Below are 14,629 nucleotides of genomic sequence, written 5' to 3' on the forward strand. Positions count from 1 at the left end.
GGGACATTTGTCACATAGATTCAGCTCCAGTGTTTCTTCTCTTGAGGGTCGTCTTAACCATATATTGGTACCAGTGAGCTATGGCAGGGCATTCCCCTACGCGGAGGAGTATTCTTCTGATCCGGATAACTTCGAGAGGAGCTGGAGATTGTTCCCCCTGGGAGAGTCAGGGGGCCGAATGAAAAAGGCTGCCTCCGTGTCTTCTATTGATTGCAGCAAATTCGGCCATAGCCCTAATGTCAATGTAATCGGGGAGTATATAGAACCTGCTCTTCACGGGCGCACCAAAAGTACAGAGAGTCTTCATGAGTATTATGCCGGTGACTCGCGTGCTCAAGTTACCTCAGAACACAGTAAAGAAAAAACTGCGTTTAACTATCTGGATAGAAGCACAAAGGTAAAACCCTGGAAGCTGAGTGCAGACCCCGAGCTGGTCACGATACTTGCTGAATTTAACAGGGTAAATGCTATGGGGGTCAGGGGAGTTAATGAATTCTGGGAAAGTGTAGCCTATCGCCTGTGTCGTTGGATTGTGCTCTCTGCCTGGTCTGAGGAACCAGAGTTTATAGATCACTCTATAGATACTCCTTTTCTGGCGTTTATGGACAATGAGACTGTGCAGTCACACCGCTCACTCGTAGTACCACTTGTTCCGGAAGCCGTTCCTGATGGTGTAGTGTACGCCACCCGTCTGGTACAGGCATTGAAAACGGTTGAGTTGAATTTTACGGATGTTACCGCAACTCAGGGAGTATGGCGTGACACTATGCAGGAGCTATTGTATGTCATGCGTACCAGCATTGATGCCGTGTTGGGAGAGGTAACTGAAAAAAAATTTAAGGGGATGAAAGAAAAACCTGAGCCTGGATATGCTTTGAAGCTCTCAAAAAAAGTGATTCAGGGTATGGCGTCTCTGTATATCAATTACATTCGTTATATGTCTCAGGAGATTGAAAGTCAAATGGAAGGCTTGGAGGTCCAGCAGGGTAAAGAGGTCACAGATATTCTTGTTGATTATCAGCAGGATATAAGATTTGTTCGCTATTCGCTGGAAAACTTTGAGCGTATATTCCGATTTCATAGCCCCCGGGACCTTGAGCTTGGGTTGTACTTTATACAGCGGGTATCTGTCGTGCTTGGGAGTAGCCATACTGAACGCTCACAGAAAGATTTTTATACTGAACGTTTGGGATCCTTGAGCGCCTTAGGAAAACTCTGGCAACGAAGAATTGAACTTGATTCCGATAGTTACTCTGATGAAGAAAGTTATCAGGAAGAGTACTCCGAACTTTTAGATCAGCTGAGTGAAGATGAATACCTTTCTATTGTAGCTTTTATTAACGATCTGCTTATGGGCGAAACAAATGGCTTTATTCCCTTGCCGAGGCCGGAAGAAGGATTGACAGAAACTCTAAAGGAGAGGGAGAAAGTTTGGGAGCATAGGATTGTTAAAACAGAAAGTGGCGATAACTTTATTCCATCTATCGTTCTGTTTAATGAAGTCTATTACGATAGCAATATGCTGAAAATGGCGGATAAGTTCCCCGCCCTGAGATCATTTTATCGTCACATGTTGATGCTCACGGCTATACCGGCCAGTCTATCTGAGGCCACCTTTTATCTCTTTTCTACTTATCGGGTGCTGTCAGATATGTACTCCAGTCTCTGTGAGCCAGCCTGTAGGAGAGATACAACAGTTTCAACAGCCTGCCGGGACTTTTACAGTTTTATTGATAAGTACATGAAACCAGTACCTGCGAAATCCGATAGAGAAGGCCGGGTATTGGATGATGTAACTATGCAGTATTGGGCGAGTGAACAAGAGGGTGCACTGCAAGAACTGAGGATGCGTTATCCCCTTCAACCGGATTGGGATCTTATTAATTCAACAGTATTGCTGGATTATATAAATAGTCTGGTGGAGTCTTTAAATGAAATAGCCTTGTTCTTACGATCAAGAACACCTTTGGATAGTCAGTGGGAAGACAGGTTAAATGACCACTTTTCTCAGACGGATCTGCTGCTTTCTGACACTTTTGGGAATTCATATGACCCTGTCATGAGGGCGCTGCAGACTGAACTATCCAATCTTGTCCGCACAGTGAGAATATTGCAGCGCTCTTCTGGTGGTGGCGAGTTTTAAATATGAGGTTGGTGAGGAGGCAGGCACCGTGACAGTGCCTGACCTGATGTGTTTAACGGGCAATATAACGCAGGAACTCCTCTCGAGTAGGGAGGTTGGTTCGGAAGTCGCCCCGCATGACAGAAGTGGTCATGGACGAGTTTTGTTTTTCAACGCCACGCATCATCATGCACATATGCTTGGCTTCAACGACAACCGCTACACCGCGAGCGCCGGTTACCTGCTCAATCGCTTCAGCAATTTGCAGCGTCATATTCTCCTGAATCTGCAGACGGCGGGCATACATATCTACGATACGGGCAAACTTGGACAGGCCCAGCACCTTGCCATTAGGAAGATAAGCCACGTGGGCCTTGCCGATAAAAGGCAGGATGTGATGTTCGCACATGGAATACAGCTCGATATCCCGAACCACAACCATTTCGTCGTTATCCGACTCAAAAACTGCGCCGTTAACAATCTCTTCCAGACTCTGGTGGTAACCTTTGGTCAGGAAGCCCATGGCCTTGGAGGCGCGGGCAGGTGTGTCTTTCAGACCATCCCGTTCAGGGTTTTCTCCCACCCCTTCAAGAATGGCTTTATAGTATTCGCTGAGGTCTCTGCTCATGGATCTCTGGTCCGTTTCAACTTAAGGACATCCCACCGTCAACAGGGATGGTTGTGCCTGTGATATAGGGGTTGTTCAGTACGTATTCCAATGTTTGCCAGATGACACTTTCCCCGGGTTCCAGCCCCATAGGAGGAATACGCAATGTATCTTCTGCGGCCATTTCACGGTCGTCTTCGTTCATGATGATCAGGTAAGGTGCAATTGCATTGACCTTGACTCCGGGGGCATATAAACGGGCAAAGGACCGAGTCAGGCTTTCAAGACCGGCCTTTGTGGCAGCATAGGCGGCATGGTGTTCACTGCCGCGCAGGGCATTGTAATCGGTCATGTGGATAATGTCCGCAGTTTCCTGTGAATTACTTAGTAAGTCACGCAAACCGCGGTTAATCAGCCAGGGAGCTTCCATGTGAACGTGGAACAGAGCTTCCATTGGCTCAGTGTCGAGCTCATGCTGACTGTCGGCCAGCCAGCCCGAAGCATTGTGAATAATTGCTCTGAGGGATGACGTGTGCTGGCGTACTTCGTTAATCAGGCGGAAAGTGTTCTCTTTGATGCTGAGATCGCATTGGATCATCTGGGCTCCAGCGTCTTCCAGCTCCCTTACACCGTGAGTGTATGTGCGATAAGTCGCTAACACCTGGAAGCCTGATTCTATCAACTTGCGTGCATTGAACAGGCCAATGCGGCGAGACGCTCCGGTAATCAGGACAGACTGCACCTGTTCACTCATGGTTTCTCCCCCCTGTTTGTTCTGTGTTCGGTTTATTGTGATGGCATTAAATCAGAATGAAATTGTAAACGCACCCAAAATAGGTATATCTCACTAGTAAACTACGCCTCGGATAGCTTCCGTTTTCAGGGTAATAACTTACAATTCCGCCTCATTGAAAACGGGTGGGTTACTCTCAAACCTGCCACTTAGAATGTATGGCAAAATGACACTCTATTTCCTTGATTTGCTGGGAACGGCTGTTTTTGCAGCGACTGGCGCGATGGTTGCTGCACGGCGCAAACTCGACCTTTTTGGTGCCCTTGTTCTGGCATTTGTAACGGCTGTTGGCGGTGGCACAATCCGTGATGCGATTTTGGGCAGCACGCCAGTATTCTGGATTAACGATCCGACTTATATAGAAGTGATTTGTCTGGCGACAGCGCTGACAATTCTAGGCCGCCGGTGGTGGCACAGTACCCGTTATGTCATTTTGGTAACAGACGCTTTGGGTCTGGGCGTGTTTACTGTTATTGGTGTCGAAAAGGCCCTGTCCTTCAACGTTTCCCCTTTGCCTGCTGTGATTATGGGCGTACTCACGGGTGCTGGTGGTGGCCTGATTCGTGATGTGTTTGCCGGTCGTGTGCCCATGGTCTTGCGACATGAAATTTATGCGACAGCGGCCATCGCCGGTGGTTTGCTTTATGTTCTGACGATGAATTTTGGTCTGTCCCGTGAATTTGTTGTGATCTGCTGCGCCTCGGTAGTGTTTGGACTTCGCTTGCTGGCGATTTACAGCAATTTCTCACTGCCACGGGTCAGTGGCCCCTGAGTGAAATCGCCTCGCTCCTGTGGGCGAGGCGATGTTCCGAAGGGTTACTGCGCTTCATCCCGCGTGAAAACCCAATCCTTGCTATTGCTCAATTCTGCGTTGAACTCATAACCGCCGTAGTTAAAGCTCTTCAGATCAGCAGGCTGGGTGATTTTCTTATCAATGATATAACGAGTCATCAAACCCCGAGCCTTCTTCGCGTAGAAACTAATGATCTTGTACTGACCATTTTTCAGGTCTTTGAATACCGGCGTAATAATATCCGCATCCAGCTGCCTGAGTTTTACGCTCTTGAAGTATTCGTTAGAGGCCAGATTGATTAGCACGTTGTCTTTCTGGGCTGCCAGCTCGGCATTCAAGGCGCCCGTTATAATCTCACCCCAGAAGGTATACAGGTCTTTGCCGCGCTGGTTGGCAAATTTAGTCCCCATCTCCAGACGGTAGGCCTGCATCAGATCAAGAGGGCGGAGCAGACCGTAAAGCCCGCTGAGAATACGCAGGTGTTTCTGGGCGAAATCGAAACCTTTTTTATCCAGTGACTCTGCATCAAGACCGGTGTACACATCCCCTTTAAACGCCAGAACAGCCTGTTTGGCATTTTCTGGAGTGAACGGTATGTTCCAGGCTTCAAAACGGGCAGCGTTCAGACCTGAGATTTTGTCGCTCACGCCCATCAGTTTGCCAATCTGGGCCGGGCTTAAATCCCGCAGTTGCTCTATCAGCTCCTGAGAATGTTCCAGGAAATCCGGTGTTGTATGAACGTCGGTAACCGGGGGCGTTTCGTAATCCAGGGTTTTCGCAGGTGAAATGACGATCAGCACATGATGCTCCCTACAGTCCGTAAAGTTGTTATCCCGCCCATAGTATTCTCTGGGGCGGTTATTCTCCAGTCAACGACCCTTTATAAACTCAGTTCAGATACCCTGATGTGAATAGGGGCGCCGTATTTCTTTCTGAAAACTATTCCGTTGGCAATAGATGCTCAACCGCAGCTTTCTCTTCCAGTAACTCTGCTTCCGTCACTTTCATCTTTTCCTGACCGTACTCGTTGATATCCAGCCCCTGAACAATCTGGTATGCACCAAAATCACAAACACATGGGAAGGAATAGCAGATACCCTTTGCTACGCCGTAGCTGCCATCGGAGATCACTCCCATACTGACGATTTTACCGTCGGTCCCCAATGCCCAGTCTCGCATGTGAGCCAGAGCCGCCTGTGCGGCAGAAGCAGCAGAGGACTGGCCGCGGGCTTCAATGATCTCTGATCCTCGTTTCTGGATGCGCGGGATGAACTCTTCTTTGTACCACTGATCATTAATCATCGAGATCACAGGCTGATCTCCGGCAATAGTGGCGTGGTGCAGGTCTGGGTACATAGTTGACGAGTGGTTGCCCCAGATGATGATGTTGTCGATATCGGCAAGGCTCACTTCGATTTGTGTACTTAATAAGCCTCTGGCACGGTCATGATCCAGGCGGGTCATGGCACAGAACTGGGAGGGGCTGAGATCCGGGGCATTTCGAGACAGGATCAGGCAGTTAGTGTTAGCGGGGTTACCAACAACAAGTGCCTTAACATCAGGGTTGGCAACCTTGTTCAGTGCCCGGCCCTGGGCTGAGAAAATAGCGGCATTGGCCTCCAGCAGGTCGGCACGTTCCATTCCTCTGGAGCGAGGGCGGGCTCCCAGCAGTATGGCGTAATGGGCACCCTGGAAACCACTGTCGGGATTATCGTGCAGTGTCACCCCGTGTAGCAATGGGAAGGCACAATCTTCCAGCTCCATGGTTACACCGTGCAGCCTGTCCATCGCTTGCGGGATTTCAACCAGTTGCAGAATAACCGGCTGGTCTGAACCCAACATTTCACCCGCAGCAATTTTGAACAGCAGGGCATAGCTGATGTTGCCAGCGGCACCGGTGACTGCGATACGAACAGGTTGCTTCATTGAACCATCCCTTAGAGATACATGAGAGTGGTCTCAATCTAGTATGACCTACTCGTGGTGTCAGGGACGCTGTTGCAAAAGAAGAGGGCCGGACAGGCTGGTATACACCAGACTATCCGGCAGGTGGTGTACCGTTTAGAGGTTTGCTTCGGCAAAGGCAGCCAGTGCTGAGCGAGGTACTCCTTCCAGCTGAATCGCGCCACCGAATTCAAAGTCTCGGAAACGCTGAGTCAGGTAGGTGAGGCCGGAACTGGCCGGGTTCAGGTAAGGCGTATCAATCTGCGCCAGGTTGCCCAGACAAATCACCTTACTGCCGTAACCCGCACGGGTGATGATGGTTTTCATCTGATGAGGTGTCAGGTTCTGGCACTCATCAATGATGATCAGGCTTTGCTGGAAACTGCGACCACGAATGTAGTTCAGGGATTTGAACTGCAGAGGTACACGGTCGAGGATATAGTCCACACTGCTGCGCGTGCTTTCATCGTCGTTGTGCAGAGCTTCCAGATTATCGGTGATGGCACCCAGCCAGGGCTCCATCTTCTCAGCCTCGGTTCCGGGCAGGTAGCCGATGTCTTCATCCAGCCCTTTTGTACTGCGGGTAGCGATGATTCTGCGGTACTGCTGTTCGGCAACTGTCATCTCGATAGCGGCTGCCAGAGCGAGAATCGTTTTACCGGAGCCGGCCGGGCCGTTGAGATTCACGAGCTGAATATCAGGGTCCAGAAGCAGGTGCAGTGCCAGTGCCTGATGAATATCCAGAGGCTGAAGCCCCCAGGCTGTGCGGTTTAACAGCTTTTCCCGATCCATATGCTCGAGAACCAGTTTGCCATCGCCATTTTCATCAACATAGTTGCTGACGACACGGCCGACAAAGTCCTGAGCGTCGAGAATAAACTCATTGATACCAGGATTTCCGAATACCTCCAGTTTCGGAATAGTGTGCAATGTGCGGCCGTTGTGTTGCACGGTTTCTACATTATCGATTCTGTCCCAGAGACTGCCATCCAGCTCCAGGAATCCACGGGGTAAAAGGCTAACGTCGGATATTTGGTGGTCGTTGTGATAATCCTCAGCCATCAAGCCACAACCACGGGCTTTGAGGCGCATATTGATATCTTTGGTCACCAGCACGAATTCATTTTCAGGGTGCAGGCGTTGTAGGTGACAGATGTCGTTGATGATCCGGTTATCATTCAAATCTGTCGGAAGCATGGAAACGTTGGAAGGTGCACTGTTCATTTGTATCGACAGTGAACCGGCAGGAGGGGTTTTGTCTCCCCGGGTTATGGGCACACCGTTTTCGATCTCCTCCGGCGTGGCGGCACCAACAATGCTGTCTATCAGGCGGATGGCCTGACGACAGTCGGCAGCTATTGTTTTCTTTCCGTTTTTGAGTTTGTCCAGTTCCTCCAGAACTGTGATGGGGATGACAACCTGATGTTCTTCGAAATTCAATAATGAGTTGGGATCATGGATAAGGACATTGCTGTCCAGGACGTATGTGGTGCGATGGTGTGACTTAACCGGTTCCAGTGTCACTGCATCATGCATAGCTGCTCCTTCTTCCCTCTAACGTCACCGGCGCCGGTATCTTGCTTATCAAGCGGAACCGGTGATGGTACGTTTGGCTCACCTTACAGCGGGGTGAGCCGCCAGCCCAAGTGCTTTCTCTGTCCGAAAGTCTTGAGCCTCCAGCACTGTCTGACAGCTATATTACTGACAGGCCTGTTTTGATTATGAGTGGAGGAAATCAAAGATGGCAAGTAGTGAAATGCCATGTTGCTACTTTTTTTCACAATTGGTGAAAAATAGTTTTTGGGACATTGCGAGGAGGGAATTAACTTCATATATTTAAGAGATATGCTCTCGTGTTTTCCCTCCTCTTTATTCCCTGTCAAAGTAATCCCGTCTGTTTTTATTGCTCCGTGCACTCGTCCCTGAGAAGCCTCTGAAACCTTAACTCTACAGCACCATCACAGCCATCCAGCCAAACAAGATAAGTGGGATGTTGAAGTGCAGGAAGGTAGGCAACACTGAGCCACGGATGTGGTCATGCTGACCGTCAGCATTCAAACCGGCGGTAGGGCCTATGGTGGAATCGGAAGCTGGAGATCCCGCATCACCCAGAGCGCCAGCCGTACCCACCAGAGCGGCAATCGCCAGAGCAGACAGCCCCATTTCCATACCCAGCGGCACATAGAGTGTGGCAATCACTGGCACAGTGGAGAAGGATGATCCAATTCCCATGGTGATCAGCAGGCCCACAAGCAGCATCATAAGAACGCCTACGGCCTTGTTAGCCATGAGCAAGCCACCAATAGACCCAACCAGCTCAGTCACCGCACCAGACTCCCGCATCACCTCTGCAAAGCCAGCTGCGGCAATCATGATAAATCCGCAGTAGGCCATCATCTTGATACCCTGGATGTAAGTATCGTTAGCGTCGTTCCAGTGAATGACACCCGTCACCATCAGGGTCATACAGCCCGCCAGTGCTCCCAGCACCATGGAGTCGCTGTACAGCTGAACAATCAGGGTGATAACGATCGCTGCTACAGTTCCTAAAATTCTGGCCGTAGAAGGAGCGTCTTCCTGCTTTTGTTCAACATCACTTTGAATCTCGCGATAAAGACAGGGTTTGCGGTAGGTCCAGAAGATGGCAACCAACAGGCCAAGGAACATGCCAGCTACCGGAATCATCATCGCGTGGGGCATCAAGGCTGTGCTGATAGACAGACCATTGTCGTGGAGGTTACGGGCCAGCACTTCTGTGAGATAGATATTGCCGAAACCTACAGGTAGAAGCATGTACGTGGCCGTCAGGCCGAAGGTCAGGCAACAGGCAATCAGGCGACGGTCAAGCTTCAGCTTATTGAATACCCGCAGCAGAGGAGGGATAAGAATCGGGATAAAGGCAATGTGTACAGGAATCAGGTTTTGGGAAGACACAGCCATCAGAATAATCGACAGCAGAATAAAGAACCGTGCCTTCGTTTGTGTGTGATGGGAGTTTTGAACCGCTGTGACAACCTTGCCAGCCAGAAAGTTGGGGATACCGGATTTCGAAATTCCCATGGCAAAAGCCCCCAGCAGGGCATAACTCAATGCGATACTGGCTCCGTTACCAATGCCATTGGCGAAAGCGTTCAGGCTTCCACCTAACCCCAGGTGGCTGATAGAACCGCCCGCTAACGCCCCAATAATGAGTGCCAGAACAACATTCATACGCGCCAGACTTAAGGCGAGCATAACAAGAACAGCAAGAACAACTGCATTCATGAAAAAGTAACCTGCGTATTTTTATAAGCGTTGTGTCGGGGTAAAAAAACTGAAAACAGCCCGCATAGAACAAACTATGGCTCAGTTCCGTAAATCCGACAGGTTTTCGTCAGGAAAGACGAGGACAATCAATGGTGCAGGTGATGATGCAGATGAGAGGCGTGCAGAAGGGCAGACAGAGCGCAGGCGGCTGACAGAGAGGAGGAGAGTTGTAGAGGTGCAAAACACAATGGCACCGAACTGGGTGGCAATCTCATGGTGTCACTCATAAGTTGATGTATCAATGATGGCTAAAGGCCTTTATCAAAATACAGCTTTTCTACCATGATGCAATAGTGCGTATTTGTACGAAATGTGTACACCGCTGAAACACGACAAAGGCCTCAACAGACAATTCTGTGGAGGCCTTTCTTTTATAGGGAGTTGTGTGCAGAGCCTCTGAATCAGTCGATCCAGCCACCCAGCTCTTTCCAGCGGTTCACAATGCTGCAGAACAGTTCCGCAGTCCGGTCAGTATCGTAACGGGCGGAGTGAGCTTCTTCCTTGTCGAAAGGAATACCGGCCACATCACAGGCTCGTGCAAGAACAGTCTGGCCGTAAGCCAGACCAGACAGGCTCGCTGTATCAAAGCAGGAAAACGGGTGGAAGGGGTTACGCTTGATATCGCAACGCTCAACCGCTGCATTCAAAAAGCTCAGATCAAAAGAGGCGTTATGGCCAACCAGCACCGCGCGGTTGCAGCCGTAACGTTTCAGGGCTTTGCGCACGGTTTTGAAAATTGTTGCCAGAATCTCTTCTTCCGGGGAGGCAATGCGTAAGGGGTGAAACGGGTCGATACCAATGAACTCGATGGCAGACTTTTCAATATTGGCACCATCAAAGGGAATTACATGACTGGATTCACGGGATTCCGGAAAGACAAACCCCTGCTCATCCATGCCGATGGTTACGGCGGCGATTTCCAAAAGTGCGTCAGTCTTGGCATTGAAACCACCTGTTTCAACATCAATAACAACTGGTAGAAAGCCCCGGAAACGTTCAGACATCAGGGTTTTCGGATCAGAATGGCTCACATCATTGCCTTATTCGGAGTTAAATTACACAGACCGGGACCACAACAAATGCTCACCAGCTTTAAGAGGCACAACCTGACTTCCGGTAAACGGAATGGACTCAGGAACGGGCTGCTCTTTCTTCACCAGTGTAATGGTATCTGTGTTGCGAGGAATATCATAGAAATCTGCACCAAAGTGACTGGCAAATCCTTCCAGTTTGTTCAGTGCGTCTTCTTTTTCAAACACTTCTGCGTACAGTTCAATGGCACCGAAGGCAGAGTAGCAGCCTGCACAGCCGCATGATGTTTCCTTCATACCCTGAACATGCGGTGCAGAATCCGTACCCAGGAAGAACTTGGCGTTACCGCTGGTAGCCGCCTGAATCAGTGCCAGCTGGTGGACGTTACGCTTGAGAACCGGCAGGCAGTAGAAGTGCGGGCGAATGCCACCAACCAGCATATGGTTGCGATTATACAGCAGGTGCTGTGGGGTGATGGTGGCACCAACATTCGCACCGGTTTCACTCACAAAGGCCACGGCATCATTGGTAGTAATATGTTCCAGCACCAGCTTCAGCTCGGGGTAGCGGCTCACCAGATCTATCAGGTAACGATCAATAAAGACTTTTTCACGGTCATAAATGTCGATGTCGGTATCAGTCACTTCGCCATGCACCAACAGGGGCAGGCCCGCATCAATCATGGCTTCCAGTGCAGGATAAATGTTCTCCAGAGCGGTTACACCGGAATCGGAGTTGGTGGTGGCACCGGCCGGGTAGAGCTTGAGTGCACGCACATCGCCGCCAGCCTTAGCATCGCGAATCATTTCGGGGGTGGTTTGATCCGTGAGATACAGGGTCATCATCGGGTCAAAGCTGGAGCCTTGTGGAATATGAGCCAGAATACGTTGTTTGTATTCGGCAGCCTGAGCCGCAGTGGTCACCGGTGGCTTCAGGTTGGGCATGATAATCGCGCGAGCAAAGGTGTTGGCCGTAGCAGGAACTGTAGTCGCGAGGGCATCTCCATCACGGAGATGGAGGTGAAAATCGTCCGGGCGAGTGAGGGTGATCTGCAAAGCGATTGATCCTATCGTATGGGGTTTGTCGAGCGATTGTCTGACACCCGTCTCGAAAGAAAAAAGGCGGGCTTTATTTATGGCGGTGATACTAACTCAGTGGTGCACGAACGTCATGCATCACGTAGAGTACAAATACGAAAACTTACAATAAGAATGAAAATAGGTGCTGATGAATGAGTGCTGCAAATTATGATCTGGTTGTATTTGGGGCAACCAGCTTTGTCGGACAGATCCTGGTGAAGTATCTGGTGGAGCACTGTAACAATCATTCCAAAGACAAAATCTCCTGGGCCATGGCCGGGCGCTCCGAGGAAAAGCTGGAGCAGGTACGTGCTAAAGCCGGTGCTGATGATATCCCACTGCTGATTGCGGATGCCGATGACGAGCAGGCCATACAGGCCATGTGTCGTAAAACCCGGGTGGTGATTTCCACTGTTGGCCCTTATGCCCTTCACGGCACCACACTGGTAAAAGCCTGTGTAGAAAGCGGAACTGACTACTGTGATCTGACCGGTGAAACCCAGTGGATCAAGCGCATGGTGGATCGTTTTGAAGATCAGGCCAAACAGAGTGGTGCCCGTATTGTGCACTGTTGCGGGTTTGACTCAATCCCTTCCGATCTGGGGGTCGCCTTTCTCCAAAAGCAGGCGCAGGAGGCGTTTGGTACTCATTGCAATGCTGTGAAAATGCGAGTAAAAGCGGCTAAAGGTGGAGCCTCTGGTGGCAGCATTGCCAGCATTATTAACTTAACAAAGGAAGCACTCGCTAACCCTGCACTGCGCAAGGAACTGGCGAATCCTTATTCTCTTTGTCCGGAAAATCACGCCTTTACCGCACGCCAGCGCAATGTGAAATCTTCTGTGTTTGATGAGGACTTCCAGTGCTGGTCAGCCCCCTTTGTGATGGCGGCTATCAATACTCGCATTGTGCATCGTTCCAACGCTTTGTCAGGCAATGCCTATGGAGATGATTTTCTTTATGAAGAAGCCATGCTCACAGGGCGTGAGTTTAAAGGTCGTATGCGATCGATAACTATGGTGGCCAGCCTGGGAGCGTTTATGGCGGGTATCGTGTTCAAACCCACGCGGTGGCTGATGGAAAACTACATGTTGCCAAAACCCGGTGAGGGCCCTTCTCCCCAGGCTCAGGAAAAAGGTTTCTATGATTTGCGGTTTATCGGGCGTACCCCCGACGGTCAGGAGTTGCGTGCTAAGGTGACAGGTGATCGTGATCCTGGCTATGGCTCAACCAGCAAGATGCTGGCACAGGCCGGATTGAGTCTGGCGCTGGATCTTTCCAAAGAGGAGAAGGGCGGAGGTATCTGGACGCCTGCCACCATTTTTGATGAACGGATGTTTGACCGTTTAACCCGCTATGCCGGGCTTTCCTTTGAGGTTGTCTCTTAAGAGGGCCTCAGAGAGGCTCCTGAAAAGAGTCTCTCTGAGGGGCTGGTACGTTTAGTTGTTATCAACCGCTTTAGCGACTGCGCGAGCGTAATCCTGCCAGTTGTGGTATGAGGTTGAGAAGTAGGCAACTACAAGGTCACGGGATGGCGAGACATACAGCCCCTGACCGTGGGAGCCTGCTTTATACATATCCCCATCTTTGTAGACAGCATCCCACTGTCGTGAATTGCAGAGTACGTCAGTATCTGTACTGAAGTGCCACTGCCCAGCTTCGATAGCCGCTTTTTTGGTGCGTTCGAACATCGCCGGGCGACACTCATTCTGGGTTTTCTCAATCACAGAGTCAGAGATAATTTGCTCATTTGCCACTGTTTTCCAGCTTGGGGTATAAAGCATGCCATAGCGAGCTTTGTCCCTGAGGCGGCTGGACATAAAGGCGAAGATGCCGCCATTACCCGCATTATTCAGACCCAGTGTGGCATCACCCTCGGCTCCCATTTTCGACCAGATACGCTCGGAGACGATATCAGACAGGCGCTGATCCAGTACGTGCTCTACCAGAAACCCTAAAACCTGAGTCGCTGGAGATGAATATTGGAAAAACTGACCGGCCTCAGTATTGGGATCGTTTTTAATGGCCAGAACAGCATCGCGGGATGTCATGGGGGCGAGCTCCTGGCCACCCTGCAGAACCAGACGATGCCACTGGCTGACCGGGTGTTCAAAGTTCATCATGTTGGGCATGGTTTCAGAGCCATCAAGCCCGGTAGACATATCCAGAATGTCTATGATTCTAACTCCTTCCCAATCCGTTCCCTTGAATTCTTTGAGATAATTGTCGATGGGTTTTGTGACATCAACCTTACCTTCTTCCTCCAGCTGGCTGACCAGAAGGCTGGCAATTGTTTTGCTTGTCGACATCCAGATGTGCATATCCGTTTCACGCATGCCGGGGTATGCCTCATAAATAACCTTGCCCTGATGCACAACAACAAAGCCCTGTGCCCGTGAATCCGGATGCTTGATCATCTCATCAAGAGTAAGCTCCCCCAGCTTGGTTGTGGCCCTGGCCTGCCCGACTTTTTTATTGGGTTTATACTCCAGCTCTCTGACAGGACCATCACGGTATACCACATGAGAAGGGATAAACTCGGACCAGTATCTGTGGTAGTAAAGATTGTTATCCATCGATGGGAAAATGCCATGGGGGCTAAACCCTTGACGTAATGTGTAACTGGTCTCCAGTGTTAAGGGCTTTGTGGCAAAAGAGACATTCTCGTGGGGGCCTTCAGGAGGCCATGCTTGAGCAGAAGCTGTTGCAGTCAGGCCGGTTAAGCATGTGAAAAGCACAGCTTTAGAGAAGGATTTTGAAAGCATGTTCGGGAAGCCCTTATGTTTTTAGTAGGAAGTTTGTTTGGCATTTTAATCGTGAGTAGTTGTTTGTAGCCAGATCATTGAATATTCGTATAAATGAGTGGTATTTTGCTATTGACTTGTAGATTTTATGGTGGTGTGTCGGGCGTGTATGGTTTGGGTAAGTACCCAAACCATTGCTTTCGCATAGTCTG

At 50.0% G+C, this 14,629-nt stretch carries 12 protein-coding genes; 3 read left to right on the forward strand and 9 right to left on the reverse strand.

Features of this window, described 5'->3' with window-relative positions; all coding sequences use genetic code 11:
- Positions 1–178: 178 nt before the first annotated feature.
- Positions 179–2,143, forward strand: coding sequence for a hypothetical protein (locus E1189_RS06900; protein WP_155159299.1), 1,965 nt, complete (start codon positions 179–181; stop codon positions 2,141–2,143).
- Between the two features lie 52 nt (positions 2,144–2,195).
- Here the strand turns inward: E1189_RS06900 and folE are convergent, their stop codons facing one another.
- Complete coding sequence (folE, locus tag E1189_RS06905) at positions 2,196–2,750, reverse strand: GTP cyclohydrolase I FolE (protein WP_155159300.1); 555 nt, start codon at positions 2,748–2,750, stop codon at positions 2,196–2,198.
- 16 nt (positions 2,751–2,766) lie between these two features.
- Positions 2,767–3,483: a dihydromonapterin reductase gene (folM, locus tag E1189_RS06910; protein WP_155159301.1), complete on the reverse strand. Its 717-nt coding sequence runs from the start codon at positions 3,481–3,483 to the stop codon at positions 2,767–2,769.
- Between the two features lie 205 nt (positions 3,484–3,688).
- Between folM and E1189_RS06915 the strand changes: the two genes are divergently transcribed.
- Positions 3,689–4,294, forward strand: a complete 606-nt coding sequence (locus E1189_RS06915) for a trimeric intracellular cation channel family protein (protein WP_155159302.1) — start codon at positions 3,689–3,691, stop codon at positions 4,292–4,294.
- 44 nt (positions 4,295–4,338) lie between these two features.
- Here the strand turns inward: E1189_RS06915 and yaaA are convergent, their stop codons facing one another.
- The 6 genes from yaaA to pyrC form a co-directional block, all read right to left on the reverse strand.
- The gene (gene yaaA / locus E1189_RS06920) at positions 4,339–5,115 is read right to left on the reverse strand and encodes a peroxide stress protein YaaA (protein WP_329601928.1); all 777 of its coding nucleotides are present in this window, start codon (positions 5,113–5,115) and stop codon (positions 4,339–4,341) included.
- A gap of 139 nt (positions 5,116–5,254) precedes the next feature.
- Entirely contained in the window at positions 5,255–6,241 is a 987-nt protein-coding gene (locus E1189_RS06925; protein ID WP_155159304.1) for a malate dehydrogenase, read from the reverse strand.
- 135 nt (positions 6,242–6,376) lie between these two features.
- On the reverse strand, positions 6,377–7,795 hold the full coding sequence (locus E1189_RS06930; protein WP_155159305.1) for a PhoH family protein: 1,419 nt from the start codon (positions 7,793–7,795) through the stop codon (positions 6,377–6,379).
- Between the two features lie 411 nt (positions 7,796–8,206).
- The gene (locus E1189_RS06935; protein WP_155159306.1) at positions 8,207–9,523 is read right to left on the reverse strand and encodes a Na+/H+ antiporter family protein; all 1,317 of its coding nucleotides are present in this window, start codon (positions 9,521–9,523) and stop codon (positions 8,207–8,209) included.
- Positions 9,524–9,966: 443 nt separating this feature from the next.
- A complete protein-coding gene (gene rnt / locus E1189_RS06940) occupies positions 9,967–10,569 on the reverse strand; it encodes a ribonuclease T (RefSeq protein ID WP_155159310.1) in 603 nt (200 codons plus the stop codon).
- A gap of 51 nt (positions 10,570–10,620) precedes the next feature.
- Positions 10,621–11,658, reverse strand: a complete 1,038-nt coding sequence (gene pyrC / locus E1189_RS06945) for a dihydroorotase (RefSeq protein ID WP_329601930.1) — start codon at positions 11,656–11,658, stop codon at positions 10,621–10,623.
- A 170-nt stretch (positions 11,659–11,828) separates the two neighbouring features.
- Between pyrC and E1189_RS06950 the strand changes: the two genes are divergently transcribed.
- Positions 11,829–13,061, forward strand: coding sequence for a saccharopine dehydrogenase family protein (locus E1189_RS06950; RefSeq protein WP_155159308.1), 1,233 nt, complete (start codon positions 11,829–11,831; stop codon positions 13,059–13,061).
- Between the two features lie 51 nt (positions 13,062–13,112).
- On the opposite strand, the gene E1189_RS06955 is transcribed toward E1189_RS06950, so the two are convergent.
- Complete coding sequence (locus tag E1189_RS06955) at positions 13,113–14,438, reverse strand: serine hydrolase domain-containing protein (RefSeq protein ID WP_155159309.1); 1,326 nt, start codon at positions 14,436–14,438, stop codon at positions 13,113–13,115.
- Positions 14,439–14,629 lie beyond the last annotated feature (191 nt).

Origin of the sequence: Parendozoicomonas verongulae, assembly GCF_009711465.1 — a bacterium.
GTDB lineage: Bacteria > Pseudomonadota > Gammaproteobacteria > Pseudomonadales > Endozoicomonadaceae > Sansalvadorimonas > Sansalvadorimonas verongulae.

Coding starts and splice junctions, on each gene's coding strand:
- folM (WP_155159301.1), bottom strand. CDS start 3,483: ATGAGTGAACAGGTGCAGTCTGTCCTGATTACCGGAGCGTCTCGCCGC.
- folE (WP_155159300.1), bottom strand. CDS start 2,750: ATGAGCAGAGACCTCAGCGAATACTATAAAGCCATTCTTGAAGGGGTG.
- E1189_RS06935 (WP_155159306.1), bottom strand. CDS start 9,523: ATGAATGCAGTTGTTCTTGCTGTTCTTGTTATGCTCGCCTTAAGTCTG.
- E1189_RS06900 (WP_155159299.1), top strand. CDS start 179: ATGAAAAAGGCTGCCTCCGTGTCTTCTATTGATTGCAGCAAATTCGGC.
- E1189_RS06925 (WP_155159304.1), bottom strand. CDS start 6,241: ATGAAGCAACCTGTTCGTATCGCAGTCACCGGTGCCGCTGGCAACATC.
- E1189_RS06930 (WP_155159305.1), bottom strand. CDS start 7,795: ATGCATGATGCAGTGACACTGGAACCGGTTAAGTCACACCATCGCACC.
- rnt (WP_155159310.1), bottom strand. CDS start 10,569: ATGTCTGAACGTTTCCGGGGCTTTCTACCAGTTGTTATTGATGTTGAA.
- E1189_RS06955 (WP_155159309.1), bottom strand. CDS start 14,438: ATGCTTTCAAAATCCTTCTCTAAAGCTGTGCTTTTCACATGCTTAACC.
- E1189_RS06950 (WP_155159308.1), top strand. CDS start 11,829: ATGAGTGCTGCAAATTATGATCTGGTTGTATTTGGGGCAACCAGCTTT.
- E1189_RS06915 (WP_155159302.1), top strand. CDS start 3,689: ATGACACTCTATTTCCTTGATTTGCTGGGAACGGCTGTTTTTGCAGCG.